The sequence below is a fragment of the Pontibacter rugosus genome, from assembly GCF_042678745.1.
In the GTDB taxonomy this organism is placed as follows: Bacteria; Bacteroidota; Bacteroidia; order Cytophagales; family Hymenobacteraceae; genus Pontibacter; species Pontibacter rugosus.
In genome coordinates this window covers 1-17,148 of record NZ_JBHTLD010000101.1, presented here as the reverse complement: position 1 = coordinate 17,148, position 17,148 = coordinate 1, and the positions used below count along the sequence as shown (strand labels likewise).

Genomic DNA, 17,148 nt, shown 5'->3' with positions numbered 1-17,148 from the left:
TACAAGAACCCGAAAGAGAAAGTTATAAGATTTATAATTTATACAGGAAATCTAATGTATTTACACCATCTGCGTAATCCCAAACCATAGGGCGCTGTGCCTCCCCAAACGGAATGCTGCCGTCCAGCCAACCATTGGCCGAAACTACCACCTGCGTCTTGTCTTTTACGGCTGTAAGTTTTTCCTGTAAATCATCCAGCGAGGTAAAGGTATCAAAGAAAAGCACTGAGATAGGAGATACCAGGTTTTGACTCTGCTGCACCAGCATAAAGCCGTTATCAAAATGCGGCACCTGGTTTACCAGCAGGATAGATTTGTTGTAGTCGTAGTTGTTTTGGTATTTATGGAGGTCCAGTATAGTGGAGCGATACTCATTGGCTTCAAAAAACCTGTCGAACTTATAGCCTTCCGGCACAAACACCTTGGATACATTGCGGCAGCCCAGGCCATAGTAGCGGAAAAAGTCCTCTCCGAGTGCACGTAAATCATCCTCCTCTTCATGGCCGGTAAGCACGCCCAGGCTGGTGCGGTTTTTACGGATAATGTGTGGGCGGCTGGCAAAGTAATATTCAAAGTAGCGGGCTGTATTGTCGGAACCCGTTGCGATGATGGCGTCAGATTCCTTTAACAGGTGTACAAACTCAATATGATTGGCAAAAGCAGGTTCTATGCCGATCAGCATGTTTGCCAGGCGCTTGATCAGTACTTCATCATCAGAGGAAAGCTTGGCCAGCAGGTGGTGCCCACTAATCAGCACCGACAGAAAATCGTGGAAACCCACCATCGGAATATTACCCGCCATCACAATGCCAACCTTCTTCGGTGTAACCTGTTTGAGGAAGTAAGGGTAAAGCCATTCACGAAGGTATTGCTCATCAAGCATCATGATCAGGCCATTGAGTGCAAAGGATACGTTCTCTTCTGTAAACCAAACGTTTCGGGAGGCAGCTGTATAGGCCCACTCCTGGCGCTCTGCCGGGGTAAGGTTCTGTAATTGCTTTCCTAGCTTTACAAAAGCCTCAATCCTGTTCTCAAGTGTCATGGCAATACGGTGAGTTGTAAAATTTATTTGATATGGATACTGATTGTTCCTAATTTTGTTCGTTAATAGAAACAAGATTACAAAAGTATAAAAAATATACAGGAGATACGACTATGGCTATAATGATAACCGATGAATGTATAAACTGCGGAGCTTGTGAGCCAGAGTGCCCAAACACTGCAATATACGAAGGCGGTATGGATTGGACCTGGGGCGGTGGAACTGAACTGAAAGAAGTAGAGATTGAAGATGGTGAGGTTATCCCTGGGGACGCACCACAGGCACCTATTTCTGATGAGTTTTACTACATCGTTTCAGATAAGTGTACAGAATGTATGGGTTTCCATGAAGAACCGCAGTGTGCCGCTGTTTGCCCTGTGGATTGTTGCGTGGACGATCCGGACTACCGTGAGACAGAGGATGAGCTGTTGGCAAAGAAATCCTGGTTACACCAGGAGGCATAAAGATAAAAGCTTAAACAAAAACGCCTGCTCCGTAAAGGGGCAGGCGTTTTTGTTTGTCTGAATCAGGATTTTTGGGATGAAAAAGATGCAAAGGATTTATTTTAAGAATTACACGGCAACAACAGTTATTTGATCTGTAATAATTTTAATCCTGCCTATCTACCCAATCCTGAAAATCCTGATTCAGACAAGCAACATTAAGACAAAATCCCTAATTTTGCTTTTTAGCACAACACGCCGAAAATAACACCTATACGATGTCAATCTCAACGAAATATAACCCCATAGAAGTAGAGAAGAAGTGGTACGACAGCTGGATGCAGCGCGGCTTCTTTCATTCTGAGCCTAACCCGAACAAGGAGCCTTACACCATCGTGATTCCGCCGCCAAACGTAACAGGCGTGCTGCACATGGGCCACATGCTTAACAATACCATTCAGGATATACTGATTCGCCGTGCGCGTATGCAGGGCAAGGAAGCTTGCTGGGTGCCGGGCACCGATCATGCCTCCATTGCCACCGAGGCAAAGGTAGTGGCGATGCTGAAAGAGAAAGGCATCAACAAAAGTGACCTTACCCGCGAGGAGTTCTTAAAGTATGCCTGGGAGTGGAAAGAGAAGTATGGCGGCATTATACTGGACCAGCTGAAGAAGCTGGGTGCCTCCTGCGATTGGGACCGTACCCGCTTCACGATGGAAGATGACATGAGCGCTGCCGTAATACAGGTGTTTGTGGACCTGTATCGCAAAGGCAAGATCTACCGTGGCGTGCGTATGGTAAACTGGGACCCACTCGGCGGCACAGCTTTGTCTGACGAAGAAGTGATTCCTAAAGATACCATGGCTAAAATGTACCACCTGAACTACGAAGTTGTAGCAGATGGCACAGCAGCGCCTACCTATATCACAGTGGCTACCTCGCGTCCTGAAACCATCATGGCCGACGTGGCTGTAGCCGTTAACCCGAACGACGAGCGTTACACGCACCTGCATGGTAAAAGCGTGCGCATACCGCTGTTAGGGAAAGAGATTCCGGTTATACTGGATGAGTACGTAAGTATAGATTTTGGTACAGGTGCGCTAAAAGTAACACCGGCCCACGACCTGAATGACTACGAGCTTGGCCAAAAGCACAAGCTGCCTACCATTGATATCCTCAACAACGACGGTACACTAAATGAGCAGGCACAGCTATACGTGGGCCAGGATCGTTTTGCTGCCCGCCGCAATATTGTAAAAGACTTGCAGGAAGCCGAATTGCTGGTGAAGATAGAGGAGTATGCCAGCGTATTGCAGACCTCTGAGCGCACGGGTGCTGTGATTGAGCCGCGCCTCTCTATGCAGTGGTTCTGCAAGATGGATGATATGGCAAAGCCTGCGCTTGATGCCGTAATGAACGATGAGATCCGCCTGCACCCGCCCAAGTTCAAAAACATGTACCGCTCCTGGATGGAAGGCATCCGCGACTGGTGTATTTCGCGTCAGCTGTGGTGGGGACAGCAGATACCTGCTTACTACCTGCCGGATGGCTCTTTTGTAGTAGCTACCACTGGTGAAGAAGCACTTGCTTTAGCCCGTAAGGAAAGCGGCAATGAAGCACTGCAACTGGAAGACCTGCGCCAGGACGAAGACGTGCTGGATACTTGGTTCTCTTCCTGGCTGTGGCCAATTTCGGTGTTTGATGGCTTCAAAGATCCGGATAACAAAGATATCTTATACTACTACCCAACCAACGATCTGGTAACGGCTCCGGAGATTCTTTTCTTCTGGGTGGCGCGTATGATCATGGCGGGGTATGAGTTCAGAAATGAGCTTCCGTTCCGCAATGTGTACCTCACAGGTATTGTGCGCGATACGCAGGGCCGCAAAATGTCGAAACAGCTAGGCAACTCGCCTGACCCACTGGACCTGATCGACCAGTACGGTGCCGACGGTGTGCGTGCGGGTATGTTGTTCAGCTCGCCAGCCGGTAACGACTTGTTATTTGATGAAAAACTGGTAGAGCAGGGACGTAACTTCAGCAACAAAATCTGGAATGCTTTCCGCCTGATCAAAGGATGGGAAGTAGACGAAAGCCTGCCGTTCCCGAACGAGACGGCCGTGAACTGGTTTGAGTCGCGCTTCAACGAGGCCTTCCTTCAAATAGAAGACCATTTCAGCAAATTCCGTATTTCGGATGCTTTGCTGGCCGTATATAAATTGGTGTGGGATGATTTCTGCTCTAATTACCTGGAGATGATAAAGCCTGCCTATCAGCAGCCAATCGATAAGCAAACGATAGAGGCGACTACTGCTTTCCTGGAAAAGGTGCTGAAGGTGCTGCATCCGTTTATGCCGTTCATTTCTGAAGAGATCTGGCACGAGCTAAAAGAGCGCAAGGATAAAGAATACCTGATCGTATCGGCATGGCCTAAAAAGGATAAGTTTGATAAAGGGATCATTCAGAAAATGGACAGCGTATTAAACGTTGTCGGAGCTATCCGGAATGTGCGCAATTCAAAAAACATCCCGAACTCAAAGCAACTGGAGCTGTCTATCAAAAACCTGAGCGGAATTGATTATGAGCCGTTTCTGGGTGTTATCCGCAAGCTGGCTGGCATCAGCGAAGTAAGCTTTGTGAGTGATAACCTGGAAGGCGCCATTAGCTTTGTTGAGGCTGGAGACGAGTTCTTTATCCCGATGGAAGGTAATATAGACGTAGCCGCAGAACGCGAGCGCCTGACCAAGGAGTTGGAGTATACCAAAGGCTTCCTGGCATCGGTAGATAAAAAGTTAAGTAACGAGCGTTTTGTTAGTGGCGCACCAGAAGCTGTGATTTCTGCTGAGCGCAAGAAGAAGGCTGATGCCGAGGCAAAGATCCATGCCATTGAGCAAAGCCTGGCAGTGTTGTAAAGTATAAACCAAGTATAAAATAGCAGCGGCCACTCCCTTACGAGAGTGGCCGCTGCTATTTTATACTTGTAAAGCGAAAGGAGACTAATTTATCTCATATCTGCGGTTGCCACATTCTGCTTTACTTTCGCAGCAGGCTTTCTAGCTGTTTTGGCGTAGCTGCTCTCTAGTTCTGTGAAGATAGCGGTCAGGTGTTTGTCAAACTTAGTAGCGTGGCGCAGGCGCTGACGTTCGTCTGTGCCAAACATGCCCCCGCTGGAATAAGCACGTTGCATGGTGCCCATAGTAGGGTGTGCAATATCGTTGCTCAGGGCAAGTATAGCCTGTGTTTGGTTTGTCGGGAAATAGTAGAAAAAGGCATAGAAAGGAAGGCCGGCCGAGACCATGGCAACAGGTACCCCTAACAAGCCGATAGCACTAACAGCCACACCTGTAGCACGTTGATTGGCTGTGGTATAGCTTACGTTTTCAATCCTGATGAGCATAGAGCTTTCGTCCTGGCACTCTGTCAGCTTAAATGGGTGTGGCTGTGTGTTATACTTCACTATGTAGTCATCCAGCTGATTTTCAAACTGCTCCTGAAACTCTGGTGGCACCTCATCCCCAAAAACAAGGCAAACGCCTAATTGCTCTATTTTCTTGCCTTCCTGCATCGAGAGCTTAGGAGTGCTGCATTGTATAAACAGCAGCAGGCATAATGGTAATAACACATGCACGCGAAGCAGGCATGATTTCTTGTAAAGTTGTTTCATATAGTATGGATTTAGCTGCGCAATATACTAGTTGCCAATAATATACTATATAGGTAATGGTTGTTTTTTAGTGAACAATAGAATTTATTTTCTGCTGCTGGAAAAGCGTTCTTTGTGCAGTGAGAGCTACAGTAGCTGCTATAACCAAGGAGTGTCAGGAAATGGCACTCCTTGGTTGTAACCATACTTGTGCTGAATGAGAAAATGTATTTTCACAGACATGTAGCCACGTAGCATACAACACTAGAAGGACAGGGTAAACTGGCGGAGCAGAGGTTGAAACAAAAACTAAATAGTCAGACCACCCAAAAAAAAAGGCCGCTCTAACTGAAGAGCGGCCTTTCAAGCTGTAGAACAAGAAGTATAAATTAACCTCTCGTTCTGCGCTCAGGAGCTTTGATGGTAAGTTCCTGCGTCTGAGTTGTGCCTCCGGCTGTTGTTACCTCTATGGTATACTTGCCTGGCTGCAGGTAAATTACCCCGTCTTTGGCCGCTTCTACTTTAGCCTTATCTTCACCCTCTTTTTTAGTGGCGTTTACTGCGGCCTCATACATGCTGGCTTTTGCTGCATCTACTGATAAATCATAGGACACGTAGTTCAGCCCACGCTCGCTTTGGTCCTGAAGCTCCTTTACTACCTCTCCTTTCTCTGTTTTAATGCGGATAGTAGTGGTGCCAGCGGCTGAAGTGTAAAACGGAACCGTCAGCTCTGGTTTATTTACCTCGCTCCATGTATACCCTTTGTTGCCCCAGTTACTGCTGTAGTTGACCGGCTTAAAGGTGAACAGGTGAAGTTGCTTGTTCATTACTTCCGGCGTCAGGCTTTGCAGGTGCTCTACGTTGGTGATGTAAATAGATCTGCCGTGCGTGCCAACCACTAAATCATTCTCGCGTGGATGCACAACCACATCATGCACAGAAACCGCTGGCATTCCCTGGTTCATGGTCATAAAGGTTTTGCCTCTGTCCAGGGAGATGTACAGGCCATGGTCGGTGCCAACATACAGCAGGTTCGGGTTTTTCGGATCTTCCTTCACCACGTTGATCGCTTCCTGCGGCAGGTTTCCACCAATGCGCTCCCACTTCTTGCCGTTGTCTTCCGACATGTATAAGTATGGCGTGAAATCATCCCAACGGTAGCCGTTCAGGGAAGTATACACACGGTCTTGCTTGTGTGCTGAGGCCACTACGGTAGATACCCACAGGTTCTGCGGCAGCTTGTCTGATACTTTGGTCCAGGTATAGCCACCATCTTTGGAGGCTTGAATAACGCCATCATCAGAGCCCGTGTACAACAGGCCGAAACGCAGCGGCGACTCATCTATACTTGTCAGGGTGCCATAGCCAACATCTCCTTTTCTGCCTCCGTTGGTCAGGTCGCCAGATAGTGTTTCCATCTCCTCGCCTTTGTTCATAGAGCGGTGGAATTTGTTGGAGCCAAAGTATAAAACATCCTGGTTGTGGCGGCTTAGCAGGATAGGGGCTTCCCAGTTAAAACGCAGCGGTGTTTCGCCTAGCTTATGGCTTGGTTTGATAAAGGTGCGTTCGCCTGTTTGCTTGTTGAGGCGGGTGTAGTTGCCGTACTGAGAACCCAGGTACACGGTATTGTTATCGCGCCAATCAACCTGCACCATCATGCCATCGCCGCCGCCGATGCGCTCATACGGATATTTGCCTCTACTTGTCCAGTCCAGGCTATACTTGTAGTTACTTGGTCCATACCAGGTACCGTTGTCCTGTAATCCGCCGTACACGTTGTAAGGCTTTGCCATGTCCACAGCCACGGAATAGAACTGACCTACCGCCGGCGCATTAGCGTAGTACCACGATTTGCCGTCGTCGTAGGTGATGTTGATGCCGCCGTCGTTGCCGTTAATCAGGTGACCTGGCTTGTCAGGACTCACCCATAGGGCCTGATGGTCGGAGTGCACGTTGTCGCCTTCTATGTTACGGAAGGTTTTGCCTCCATCTTCAGACATGAGCAGCGGCACACCCAGTATGTAGATCTTGTTTGCATCGGTTGGAGCTACACGTATTACGCCAAAGTAGTAGCCATAGCTAGAGTACATATCGTTGATGAAATCATCGTGCGTCTTTTTCCAGGTTTTGCCACCGTCTTCGGAACGGTATACTTCAGCACCTCTCACTTCTGATTCATAGGTTTCTACTGTAGGGTCGGTGAGGTAGTCAGTAAGCGCGGCAGGTTTAAGCTCGCCACGCTGTACCATCTCTTTTACGCTTTTAGCCGTGTAATCTCTAGGAAAGCGGTTTCTGTCCAGAAACTCATTCAGGCTTTTATCATCCAGTTTCAGGAATTCGTCGCTTGAGATTCCTTTGAAAAGATCATTATCCAGCATTTCCGGCTTATCTGCTTCTTTCTCTACCGGGCGGCGGTCGTAGTTATCTACCAGTGCATATAAAATGTTTGGGTTATCCGGGAACAGGCTTAGACCGATGCGGCCTACGTTGTTAGAGTCAGGAAAACCGCTGCTGGCTGTGCTGATATCAGCCCAGGTGTTACCGCCATCCGTTGATTTAAAGATACCGGAGGTTTTGCCGCCTTCCACAAAGTTCCAGGCACTGCGCTCACGGTGCCACATGGCGGCGTATAGGTTGTTTGGGTTCTTAGGATCTACCTGCAAATCGATAGCTCCAGTCTTGTCATCCTGGTAGAGGGTTTTCTTCCAGCTTTTGCCGCCATCCGTGGTTTTGTAAATGCCGCGCTCTTTGTTTGGCGAGTATAGGTGACCAACTGCGGCTACCCAGGCTGTATTAGGATCGTTGGGGTGCAGGATAATCTTACCGATGTGGTGCGTATCGTCAAGACCCATGTGCTGCCAAGTTTTGCCGCCATCTGTGCTTTTGTAAACGCCCACGCCTGCGTAAGAGGAGCGGCTGGAGTTGCTTTCGCCAGTGCCTATCCAAATGGTTTCATTGTTCTTCCAGTCTACGGCAATGTCACCGATGGTCATTACTGCCTGCTCGTCAAACAGCGGCTCAAAAGACAAGCCGTTGTTGGTTGTTTTCCAAAGGCCACCAGAGGCGAAGGCAGCATAGAAAGTAGTCGGGTCTGTGGGAGATACTTCCAGGTCGGTGATACGGCCACTCATAATAGAAGGGCCAGCGTTGCGGAGCGCAAGGTTACGCACCAGCGAGTTCTGTGTTAGCTGCTGGCGTGCCTGATGAGCTTGAAACCGCTCTTTGGCAGGTGTAGGTGAGGGTTGTTTCCCTGTCTTCTGGGCTACTGCGCATCCCGAAAGGGCTACCAGCAGTGCGGCTGAAAGTATACGTTTTTGCATGTGTTAATATTAGTTATTTTATTCTTTAAGTAGAAATCCTATGGAGTATAAGCTGTTTATGCCTCCACAGAAAGTAAGCAGTAGGATAAAGTAATAGAGCAGGAGCGCGTAATAAAAATAACATCACCTTTAAGATTAGTAGTTTTCATCTTTATGTGCTGCTGCTGTCTCCTGGAACACCCGTAATTGCTGTCTGTTTAAGCCTTTAGGTAGTTATGCCCTAATTCGAATTCAAGTTAGGCCAATGTAGTTAAACAAAATTGTCTATTGCTAAACCAATATTAACATAAGCTGCATTTTGCGCTCTCGCCAATTACATCATAGCCCGTGATTACCTATATTCCCTTAGGAATAAAACTTATATACTATGATGAAAAAACTACTATTGATTTTCCTGTGCCTGAATATCTATGGGATGGCGCATGCACAGGACAAGGAAATCTCAGGCAGAGTTATCTCCAAAGATGATGGACAGCCTATGCCGGGTGTAACCATTGTGGTAGAAGGGCTTACCAGGGGCACGCAAACAGGGGTGGATGGTACCTTCAGTTTGTCAGCGCCACAGGGTGCTACACTTGTTGTATCTTTTATTGGTTTTGCAACTCAACGTGTTCCGGTTACAGGGTCAAGTGTCTATAACATAACTATTGCCCAAGACACAAAGCAACTGCAAGAGGTAGTGGTGACATCTTTCGGTATTGAAAGAGACAAAAAGTCGTTAGGCTACGGCGTTAGCGGTGTTTCCTCCGAAGAAATAACGAAGGCTCCGGTTACAGATGTGACCAATGCCTTGGCCGGTAAAGTTGCTGGTGTGCAAATATCCGGTACTGGGGGCGGCCTGTCCAGCTCTAACATCACCATCCGGGGCTTCTCAAGTATAACCGGCAGTAACCAGCCGCTGTTTGTAATTGATGGCGTACCGATTGATAACAGTGGTGGCAGCAACAGTGTAAATGCCGGTGTAGCAAGCTCAAACAGAGCCGCCGATATTAACCCGGATGATATTGCCGATATCACTGTGCTGAAAGGCGCAGCTGCTACAGTGCTTTATGGGTCAAGGGCTGCATCTGGCGCTATCCTGATCACAACAAAAAAAGGCGAATTCGGAACCAAGAATCAGGTTAACTTCTCTTCTAACTATGGTGTAGGAACAATCAACCGCTTCCCTGAATTCCAGAACGAATATGCACAAGGCAGCAACGGCAACTACATAAACAATGTGCCGGGCTCCTGGGGGCCACGCATAAACGGGCAAACTGTTACAAACTGGTTTGGGGAGGAAGAGCAGTTAAGGGCTTATCCTGATAATGTGCGGGATATACTACAGCACTCTCAGTTTCTGCAGAACACCCTAAGCTTTTCGGGTGCCACGGATAAGTATAACTACAGGATTTCTTACGGCAATACGTATGAAACTGGCCTGGTGCCCAACAACGAGCTCAAAAGAAACTCCTTTAGCGTGAACGCCGGTACCAGTGTAACCGATAAACTGACTGTTAACACATCCATCAACTTTATTAATAACAGGTCGGAGCGCACTCAAGCAGGTAACCAAGGCTCCAATCCGCTCTGGAGGGGGATTTATACACCGAGAAGCTATGACCTGTCTGGCTTGCCCTATCAGGACGAGCTGGGGAACCAACTGTGGTTTGCAGGAGAAGATCACCCGTACTGGGCTATTGAAAATGTAAGGTATGAGGATGAGACAAACAGGATTTACGGTAACCTGAACTTAGCCTACGATTTTAATGACTGGCTTCGTGCTGACCTCAGAATAGGAGGCGACGTTTTCACTACTAACAGCCAGGGCTTCGACGAGAAAGGAATCAGAAGCAATGGCAACGCTAGCACGGCTGGTGCAGGAGGACTTAGAGAGAGAGAACTCTTTTCACGTGATATCAACTCCTACCTCACGGTTACAGGAGACAGGCAAATGGGAGAGGACTTCAGGCTGACAGCAACAATAGGTAATGAAGTTATCGCTAACTACGACCGGCGCTTAGAGGCGGTAGGACTAGGTATTGTAGTGCCAGGCTTTGAGAACCTAAAGAATTTCCTGACATACAACCCATCCGGAGAGCTTGTCAAGCGCAGACTCATGGGCTTTTTCGGCGACTTTGTTGTCGATTACAAAAACTACCTGACCTTAAACGTTAAAGGTAGAAATGATTTTTCCTCCACCCTTACCAAAGAAAACCGGTCTATCTTCTATCCGGCTGTTGCTGTTAGCTTCGTTCCAACGCAGGCGTTTCCAAGCTTAGCAGGAGATGTATTGACATCAGCTAAAATCAGGGCGAATATTGGCCAGGTAGGTAAAGGAGCAGGAGTATACAATACCCTTACCTATTGGGAGCAGGCTGATGCAGCAGATGGATTTGGCTCTACGATTGTTAACTTCCCTTTCAACGGGTTGGCAGGCTATACTTATGACAACGTTGCAGGTAAGTTTGATCTGAAGCCGGAGTTTACCCGTGAGATTGAAGTAGGAACTGAACTCAGTTTCTTTGGTGATCGCTTGTACCTGGATGCATCTGTTTATAGAAGAGATACCCGTAACCTGATCTTTCCTGTGCCGGTGCCCGGCTCCTCCGGTTTTACCAGTGCCATTACAAACGCAGGTAAACTTTCCACCAAAGGTTTAGAAGTGCTGTTATCAGGCAGCCCTGTTGCCGGACAGAACTTTAAGTGGGAGTCAACCCTCAACTTTACCACCTTCAGAACCATGGTAGAGGAGCTAAGCCCAGGCGTGGAGAGATTGACAATTGGAGGATTTACTTCTCCCAATACACAGGCAGTAGTTGGGCAGCAGTATGGCCTAATCTACTCAACAGACTATAGGAGAGATGACCAGGGCAGGATGATTATCGGTAGAAACGGACTGCCGCTTACAGCACCAGGTGTTTCTGCTACAGGTAACCCCAATCCTAAATTCACTATGGGCTTTACCAACAATTTCTCCTATAAAGCTTTCAACCTCTCGTTCCTGGTAGACTGGAAGCACAAAGGCGATATCCTATCCAGAACAGTAGGAGACCTTAGAATTCAGGGTGTGTCAGCTGAAACAGCAGAATATCCACGGTTTAACGAGGATGGTACAGCAAACAAGCCTTACCTGTTTGAGGGAGTTTTAGAAGATGGCAGAACCAATGACATCTATGTGACAGCTCAGGACTATTGGGGCTTAAGAGGCAAGTATGTAGCCTGGGCAGGATACGTGCGCGATGCTTCTTTTGTAAAGCTACGGGAGGCCACGCTAAGTTATAACCTGCCGCAGGAGTTGCTGGCCAGAACCAGTTTTATAAAGGCACTGCAACTCTCTGTGTACGGCCGAAACCTGATCACCTACGCTCCCAACTATCCTGACCTGGACCCAGAGCAGAACTTACAGGGCATAAGCAACTCGCGCGGCCTGGAATTCGGCATCCAGCCTGTAGCAAGAACCATAGGTGCCAGCCTTAGAGCTACCTTTTAATTCACCGTACTATAAAGCTATTGAGATATGAAAAAATATAAACTTCTATACTTCGCGCTGTTATCCATAGGACTTACCTTTCCGTCCTGTGATTTTTATGATGTGAATGACGACCCCAATAAACTCAAAGAGACAAGGGTGTCGGAGATTTTACCGGCTGCTACGGTTAATATTGGGTACATGGGAGCAAGCGATTTGATGCGCTACAGTAACCTTATCATGCAGCAGTTTTCCGGCCACGGCCCTGTCGTTAACAACACCTTTACCAACTATGAAAGGTACTTTATCACAGACTCTGATGTAAACAACAACTGGAACAATATCTATGCGGATATACTGGCCGACCTGGAGCAGTTGATCAGGGTTTCAACTGAGAACGAGAGTCCTCATTACACCGGAGTGGCTAAAATTCTCAAGGCTTATACGTACCAGATAACGGTAGATGCCTGGGGCGATGTGCCCTTCTCAGAGGCGACACAGTTTCAGAATACCCTCTACCCCAAGTATGATGATGATGCCACCATCTATCCGACTTTGATCGTGCTATTGGATGAAGGAATTGCAGATATCAATGCAGCATCTTCTACTTTTGAGCCAAACGCTTTTTCCACTTTTTACCCAAGCACAAGTTGGGCTACCTCAAAACAACAGTGGGAGCGGCTTGCCAATACACTAAAGCTCCGCATTTACCTGCACTACAGTGAAGTAGATCCGGGCTTTGCCGGCCAACAAATAACAGCCTTGGTGAACAGTGGTGCTGAGTTCATGAGATCGACAGATGATAATTTTCAGATGATGTTTTTGAACCAGTCGCAAAGGCAAAATCCCCTGACAAGTATAGAAGGTGGGCAGTTCAGGAATCAGTTTTTTCCGAACCGCTTTATTGTGGATGTCATGAATGAGAAAAATGATCCACGACGAGCTTCATACTTTGTAGCTTTCCCCTATAATACGAATTCTTACAAGGGCTCTACTATCTTGGAAAGTGATCCATCTACCAAATATTCGCGCTTGCACAGCTACATCAAAGGAACACCTTCAGCCATCAATACAGAACAGATAAATGCCGATGGTAGCATAGAAGGCGGAGCCATTACGTATGGTGGCGATGCACCGTCGCGGCTGTTACTGTACTCAGAGTATAACTTTATAAGAGCCGAAGCTGCACTACGTTTTGGGACACCCGGCAACGCTGAAGACTTCTTTAAAGAAGGTATCAGAGCCTCTATGAAAGATGCAGGAGTGCCTGAAGCTGAAGCTGCTGCATTTGTATCGGCACATGGCACGCTTGCAGGATCTGATGAGGAAAAGCTGAAGCAAATCATCACCCAGAAATACATTGCAAACTTTGGGGTGATGATGGAGCCATGGACCGACTGGAGGAGAACAGGGTATCCGGATATTACCCCTATTCCAACGCCGCTAGCCATATATGATGAGATTCCACGGTCTTTGTTTTATCCTGTATCAGAGGTAACCAGCAACCCGAATATTGATCAGAAACAGTCGATGCTGGAACGGGTTTTCTGGGATACTCGCCAGTAAAAGTCATAAGAGCACTACCCGCAGGTTTTCCCTTGCGGATAGTGCTTTACCAGTCTCTGGTTTTTATCTTTAAGCTTCTAGTTATCGGCAGTATACACCTGCTGAAGAATTTTTTTGTCTTTTAAATGATATAGCTACATGAAGAAAATTTGTACTTTATTTATGGTTGTCTGTTTGGCTGTTCTTGCTGCCTCGGCACAAAGCCTGACACCTAAAACTGATTCGACTGTTACAACAAAGCATACCGTTACTATAAATGGCAAGCGTGTTCCTTATACCGCCACTGCGGGCACACAACCCGTATGGGACGAAGAAGGTAAGGCCATTGCAGGCTTATTTTATACTTACTATGAGCGCTCTGATGTAAAGGATAGGTCATCGAGGCCACTGGTGATTTCATTTAACGGAGGCCCGGGTTCAGCTTCTGTTTGGATGCACATTGCCTATACCGGCCCCAGGCTGTTGAACATTGATGAGGAAGGATATCCGCTACAGCCGTATGGTATAAAAGAGAACCCGCACTCTATTCTGGATGTGGCGGATATTGTATATGTAAATCCGGTAAACACAGGCCTGTCGAGAGCAGTGAGTACGTTGAGCAAAGAAGATGTGCAGAAAAAGTTTTTCGGTATTAATGCTGACATCAAGTACCTGGCTGGCTGGATCAATACTTTTGTGGGCCGCAAAGGCCGTTGGGATTCTCCAAAGTATCTGATAGGTGAAAGCTACGGAACCACGCGTGTATCCGGCCTTGCCCTGGAGCTTCAGAATGCACATTGGATGTACTTGAATGGCGTAATTTTGGTGTCGCCAACGGAGCTGGGTATAAAGCGGGATGGGCCAGTTGGCGCAGCTAATATGCTGCCATACTATGCAGCCACTGCCTGGTTCCATAAAGCACTCTCACCTGATTTGCAGCAACAGGACCTAACAGCAATGTTGCCGGAGGTAGAGGAGTTTACCATCAATGAGCTTATTCCTGCCATAACCAAAGGTGGCTCGCTTGATGCACAAAAGAAAAAGCAAATAGCTGCCAGAATGGCTCATTACGCAGGTCTGTCAGAAGAGGTGATTCTGCAGCATAACCTGAATGTGCCTGCTCCCTTCTTCTGGAAAGAGCTTTTACGTAAAGAAGGTTTTACAGTGGGCAGGTTAGATTCGCGCTACATCGGTATCGACAAGCAGGATGCAGGCTTGCGACCTGATTATGCGGCAGAACTAACCTCCTGGCTGCACTCGTTTACACCTGCTATAAACCTCTACATCAAAGACCATCTGAAGTATAAAACAGACATAAAGTATAACATGTTTGGCCCTGTGCGCCCTTGGGATAACAGCGACGACAACACAGGCGATAACCTACGGCAGGCCATGGCACAAAATCCAAACCTGCACCTAATGGTACAATCAGGCTATTACGACGGTGCCTGCGATTATTTCAACGCCAAGTATAACATGTGGCAAATGGACCCAAGTGGCAGGTTACAAGACAGGATGCGCTTTAAGGGATACCGTAGCGGGCACATGATGTACCTGCGCAGCGAAGATCTGGCAACCTCTAACCAGGACATCCGGGAGTTTATCAAAGATTCTCTGCCGAAGCCTGGCCAGCCAGCAAAATATACCAGAGAACGAAGCAGAACAACGGCTACCAGCCAGGTAGTAAAATAAAATAATGAAAGGCAGCAAAAGGGAGCTCTAAGTTTAGGACTCCCTTTTGCTGTTAAAGTATAGCTAAACAAGTAGGGCTTGGGTTGGAATAAAAAAATGTTCAGGCAGGCTGTTTTATCATTTTTATTGCCCTTTTCCATTCGCGTTTATACTCCCTGATATATTCGCTGGGAGATTTGCCAGTAGTTTTCTTAAAAACCTTGTTAAAGTTAATAGCACTGTTAAAGCCTGTGGCATAGGCAATAGAGGAAATACACGTTGATTCTCCGTTAATTATTCGCTTACAAGCTTCGTTGATCCTTATTTCATTCAGGAAGGCATTATACGTTTTGCAGGTGTGCTTCTTAAAATATTTGCAGAAGGCCTGTGGCGTGATGTGTACGACAGAGGCAATCCGCTCCAGCGTAATATTTTCAGCATAGTGCTTCATCGTGTACTGGTAAACCTCGTTCATGCGGCTGTCCTCGGCTTCCGGGAATGGGGCAGAGGCAAAGCCTGTTGATAAAGACTTGTAGTCTGTCAGATTTCTGGAAAAGTATTGTATGAGCTTGATAAACGAAAGCAGGCGCTTAAGACCTGATGACCTGCTTACCTTCATAAATATTTTGGTAGCCTCAGGCGCATACTCTTCAGGCACCTGCAAACCCTGGCAGGTTTTATCCAGAAACCTCTTCACGAATTCCATTTCCGGAAGGTTGATCAGATTTGAAAGCGTATGCTCATGCTCAAAAAAGATATGGATGGCATGTACCCCGCCTGGTAAAGCGCTGTTGTAATAGCTTGTATCCGACTTTAAGATGTGCGGCTGGTTAGCCCCAATAATGTAGAAGTCACCGGGTTTAAAGGACTGGGTGTAGTTTCCGACTATCAGAGTGCCTTCTCCCTTCAAAATTAGAGAGAGCTGCATCTCTTTGTGACGGTGCATGTGGCCATAGAAAAAAGGAAGTATATCCTCATTCACTATTACAGACTCGGCCTGAGAAACTGGTATTTTAAAGGGGATCACTTTCATACATACCACCGTTTTTATATAGTGATAATAGTGATTATATAGCAAAATGTCTAATAGGAGCGCCTAATTCAACAAAAGTTAATATTGCGTGTGCTTTAAATCAAATCAATAGAAGTAGAGCAAAACTTAGTTACTATACTTAAAGATGGGTAAACACAGGTTATTAAAGTGTGAGTGACTATAAACCAGAGGCGGAGTGATGAAGACTTTATTTAATCAAAAGTGAGATTAAGAACCCGGCTATTGGTGATCAGATCTGGCGACTTGGTTAGCTATGTTTTAGGTTTTATTAGATCTTGTAAAGGTAAGGTATCTTTCCTTTACATTTAGCCATATTCCTGTATTGATACCAAGTCCGGCTAATAATTGCCAGCTAATAAAGAACATTTCAGGATTAGAAGCGAGTGCAGGTGCTTGCTTCAGTAGGAAAAGGTTTAGCTGTTGTGTCAGTAAAGCAGCAAGCGATGCTAACAAAGCTGTAGTTACTAATCCTGTCTTAAAGCTCCTCATGTTTACATAAGTGCTACTTACTAGATACATGAGAACGGCTGCAACTGTATACATGATACCTATTGATGATTGTCCTATCAATGGAATAAATCCAATAGATAATCCCAAGCAGATAAAGAAGACTGGAAGCGATAGCATCATTCCCAATCCGAGAGCTTTAAACTTGTTGATTTTAACTCTATCAAGATTAGTCAAAGTCAAAGCCCAAGTAAAGGTAAAAGGAGTGATGAAAAGAATTCCATTATGTTCTATCGAATAATAGGCAAGTGCCGAGAATAAGCCGCAAGCTGCAGTAGAAAGTAGCATCCGTGCTATGTTGGCAGCTATTCTCATTTTTATAATTTAAACTAACGGAGTGGTGCAGCCGAAGCCTGTAGCGTGACAAGGGTTACGGCTGCACTGGGTGTGCGCCCAGTATGGGCACCTGATACGAAAGGTATCATATTATTCCAGAGGGTGCAAGTCCCTTACAGGCGAGTTGGTGAAGCCT

General features: G+C 46.8%; 10 protein-coding genes. 5 read left to right on the top strand and 5 right to left on the bottom strand.

The window, feature by feature from the left end; all coding sequences use genetic code 11:
• Window positions 1–31: 31 nt before the first annotated feature.
• A complete protein-coding gene (locus ACFQ2O_RS11885) occupies window positions 32–1,042 on the bottom strand; it encodes an acyl-CoA reductase (protein WP_377527781.1) in 1,011 nt (336 codons plus the stop codon).
• Between the two features lie 113 nt (window positions 1,043–1,155).
• Between ACFQ2O_RS11885 and ACFQ2O_RS11880 the strand changes: the two genes are divergently transcribed.
• Window positions 1,156–1,506, top strand: a complete 351-nt coding sequence (locus ACFQ2O_RS11880; protein WP_377527778.1) for a 4Fe-4S dicluster domain-containing protein — start codon at window positions 1,156–1,158, stop codon at window positions 1,504–1,506.
• A 257-nt stretch (window positions 1,507–1,763) separates the two neighbouring features.
• Window positions 1,764–4,397: a valine--tRNA ligase gene (locus tag ACFQ2O_RS11875; RefSeq protein ID WP_377527776.1), complete on the top strand. Its 2,634-nt coding sequence runs from the start codon at window positions 1,764–1,766 to the stop codon at window positions 4,395–4,397.
• A gap of 89 nt (window positions 4,398–4,486) precedes the next feature.
• On the opposite strand, the gene ACFQ2O_RS11870 is transcribed toward ACFQ2O_RS11875, so the two are convergent.
• Together ACFQ2O_RS11870 and ACFQ2O_RS11865 are read right to left on the bottom strand one after the other, a co-directional pair.
• Complete coding sequence (locus tag ACFQ2O_RS11870) at window positions 4,487–5,149, bottom strand: hypothetical protein (RefSeq protein ID WP_377527773.1); 663 nt, start codon at window positions 5,147–5,149, stop codon at window positions 4,487–4,489.
• 368 nt (window positions 5,150–5,517) lie between these two features.
• On the bottom strand, window positions 5,518–8,448 hold the full coding sequence (locus tag ACFQ2O_RS11865; RefSeq protein ID WP_377527770.1) for a WD40/YVTN/BNR-like repeat-containing protein: 2,931 nt from the start codon (window positions 8,446–8,448) through the stop codon (window positions 5,518–5,520).
• A 367-nt stretch (window positions 8,449–8,815) separates the two neighbouring features.
• Here ACFQ2O_RS11865 and ACFQ2O_RS11860 point away from each other — a divergent pair, with 367 nt between their 5' ends.
• The 3 genes from ACFQ2O_RS11860 (at window position 8,816) to ACFQ2O_RS11850 (ending at window position 15,136) form a co-directional block, all read left to right on the top strand.
• Window positions 8,816–11,920: a SusC/RagA family TonB-linked outer membrane protein gene (locus ACFQ2O_RS11860; protein ID WP_377527767.1), complete on the top strand. Its 3,105-nt coding sequence runs from the start codon at window positions 8,816–8,818 to the stop codon at window positions 11,918–11,920.
• A 27-nt stretch (window positions 11,921–11,947) separates the two neighbouring features.
• Window positions 11,948–13,465: a SusD/RagB family nutrient-binding outer membrane lipoprotein gene (locus ACFQ2O_RS11855; protein WP_377527764.1), complete on the top strand. Its 1,518-nt coding sequence runs from the start codon at window positions 11,948–11,950 to the stop codon at window positions 13,463–13,465.
• A gap of 138 nt (window positions 13,466–13,603) precedes the next feature.
• Entirely contained in the window at window positions 13,604–15,136 is a 1,533-nt protein-coding gene (locus tag ACFQ2O_RS11850) for a S10 family peptidase (protein WP_377527761.1), read from the top strand.
• A gap of 100 nt (window positions 15,137–15,236) precedes the next feature.
• Here the strand turns inward: ACFQ2O_RS11850 and ACFQ2O_RS11845 are convergent, their stop codons facing one another.
• A complete protein-coding gene (locus ACFQ2O_RS11845) occupies window positions 15,237–16,148 on the bottom strand; it encodes an AraC family transcriptional regulator (protein WP_377527758.1) in 912 nt (303 codons plus the stop codon).
• Window positions 16,149–16,427: 279 nt separating this feature from the next.
• Complete coding sequence (locus ACFQ2O_RS11840) at window positions 16,428–16,991, bottom strand: hypothetical protein (protein WP_377527756.1); 564 nt, start codon at window positions 16,989–16,991, stop codon at window positions 16,428–16,430.
• Window positions 16,992–17,148: the final 157 nt, after the last annotated feature.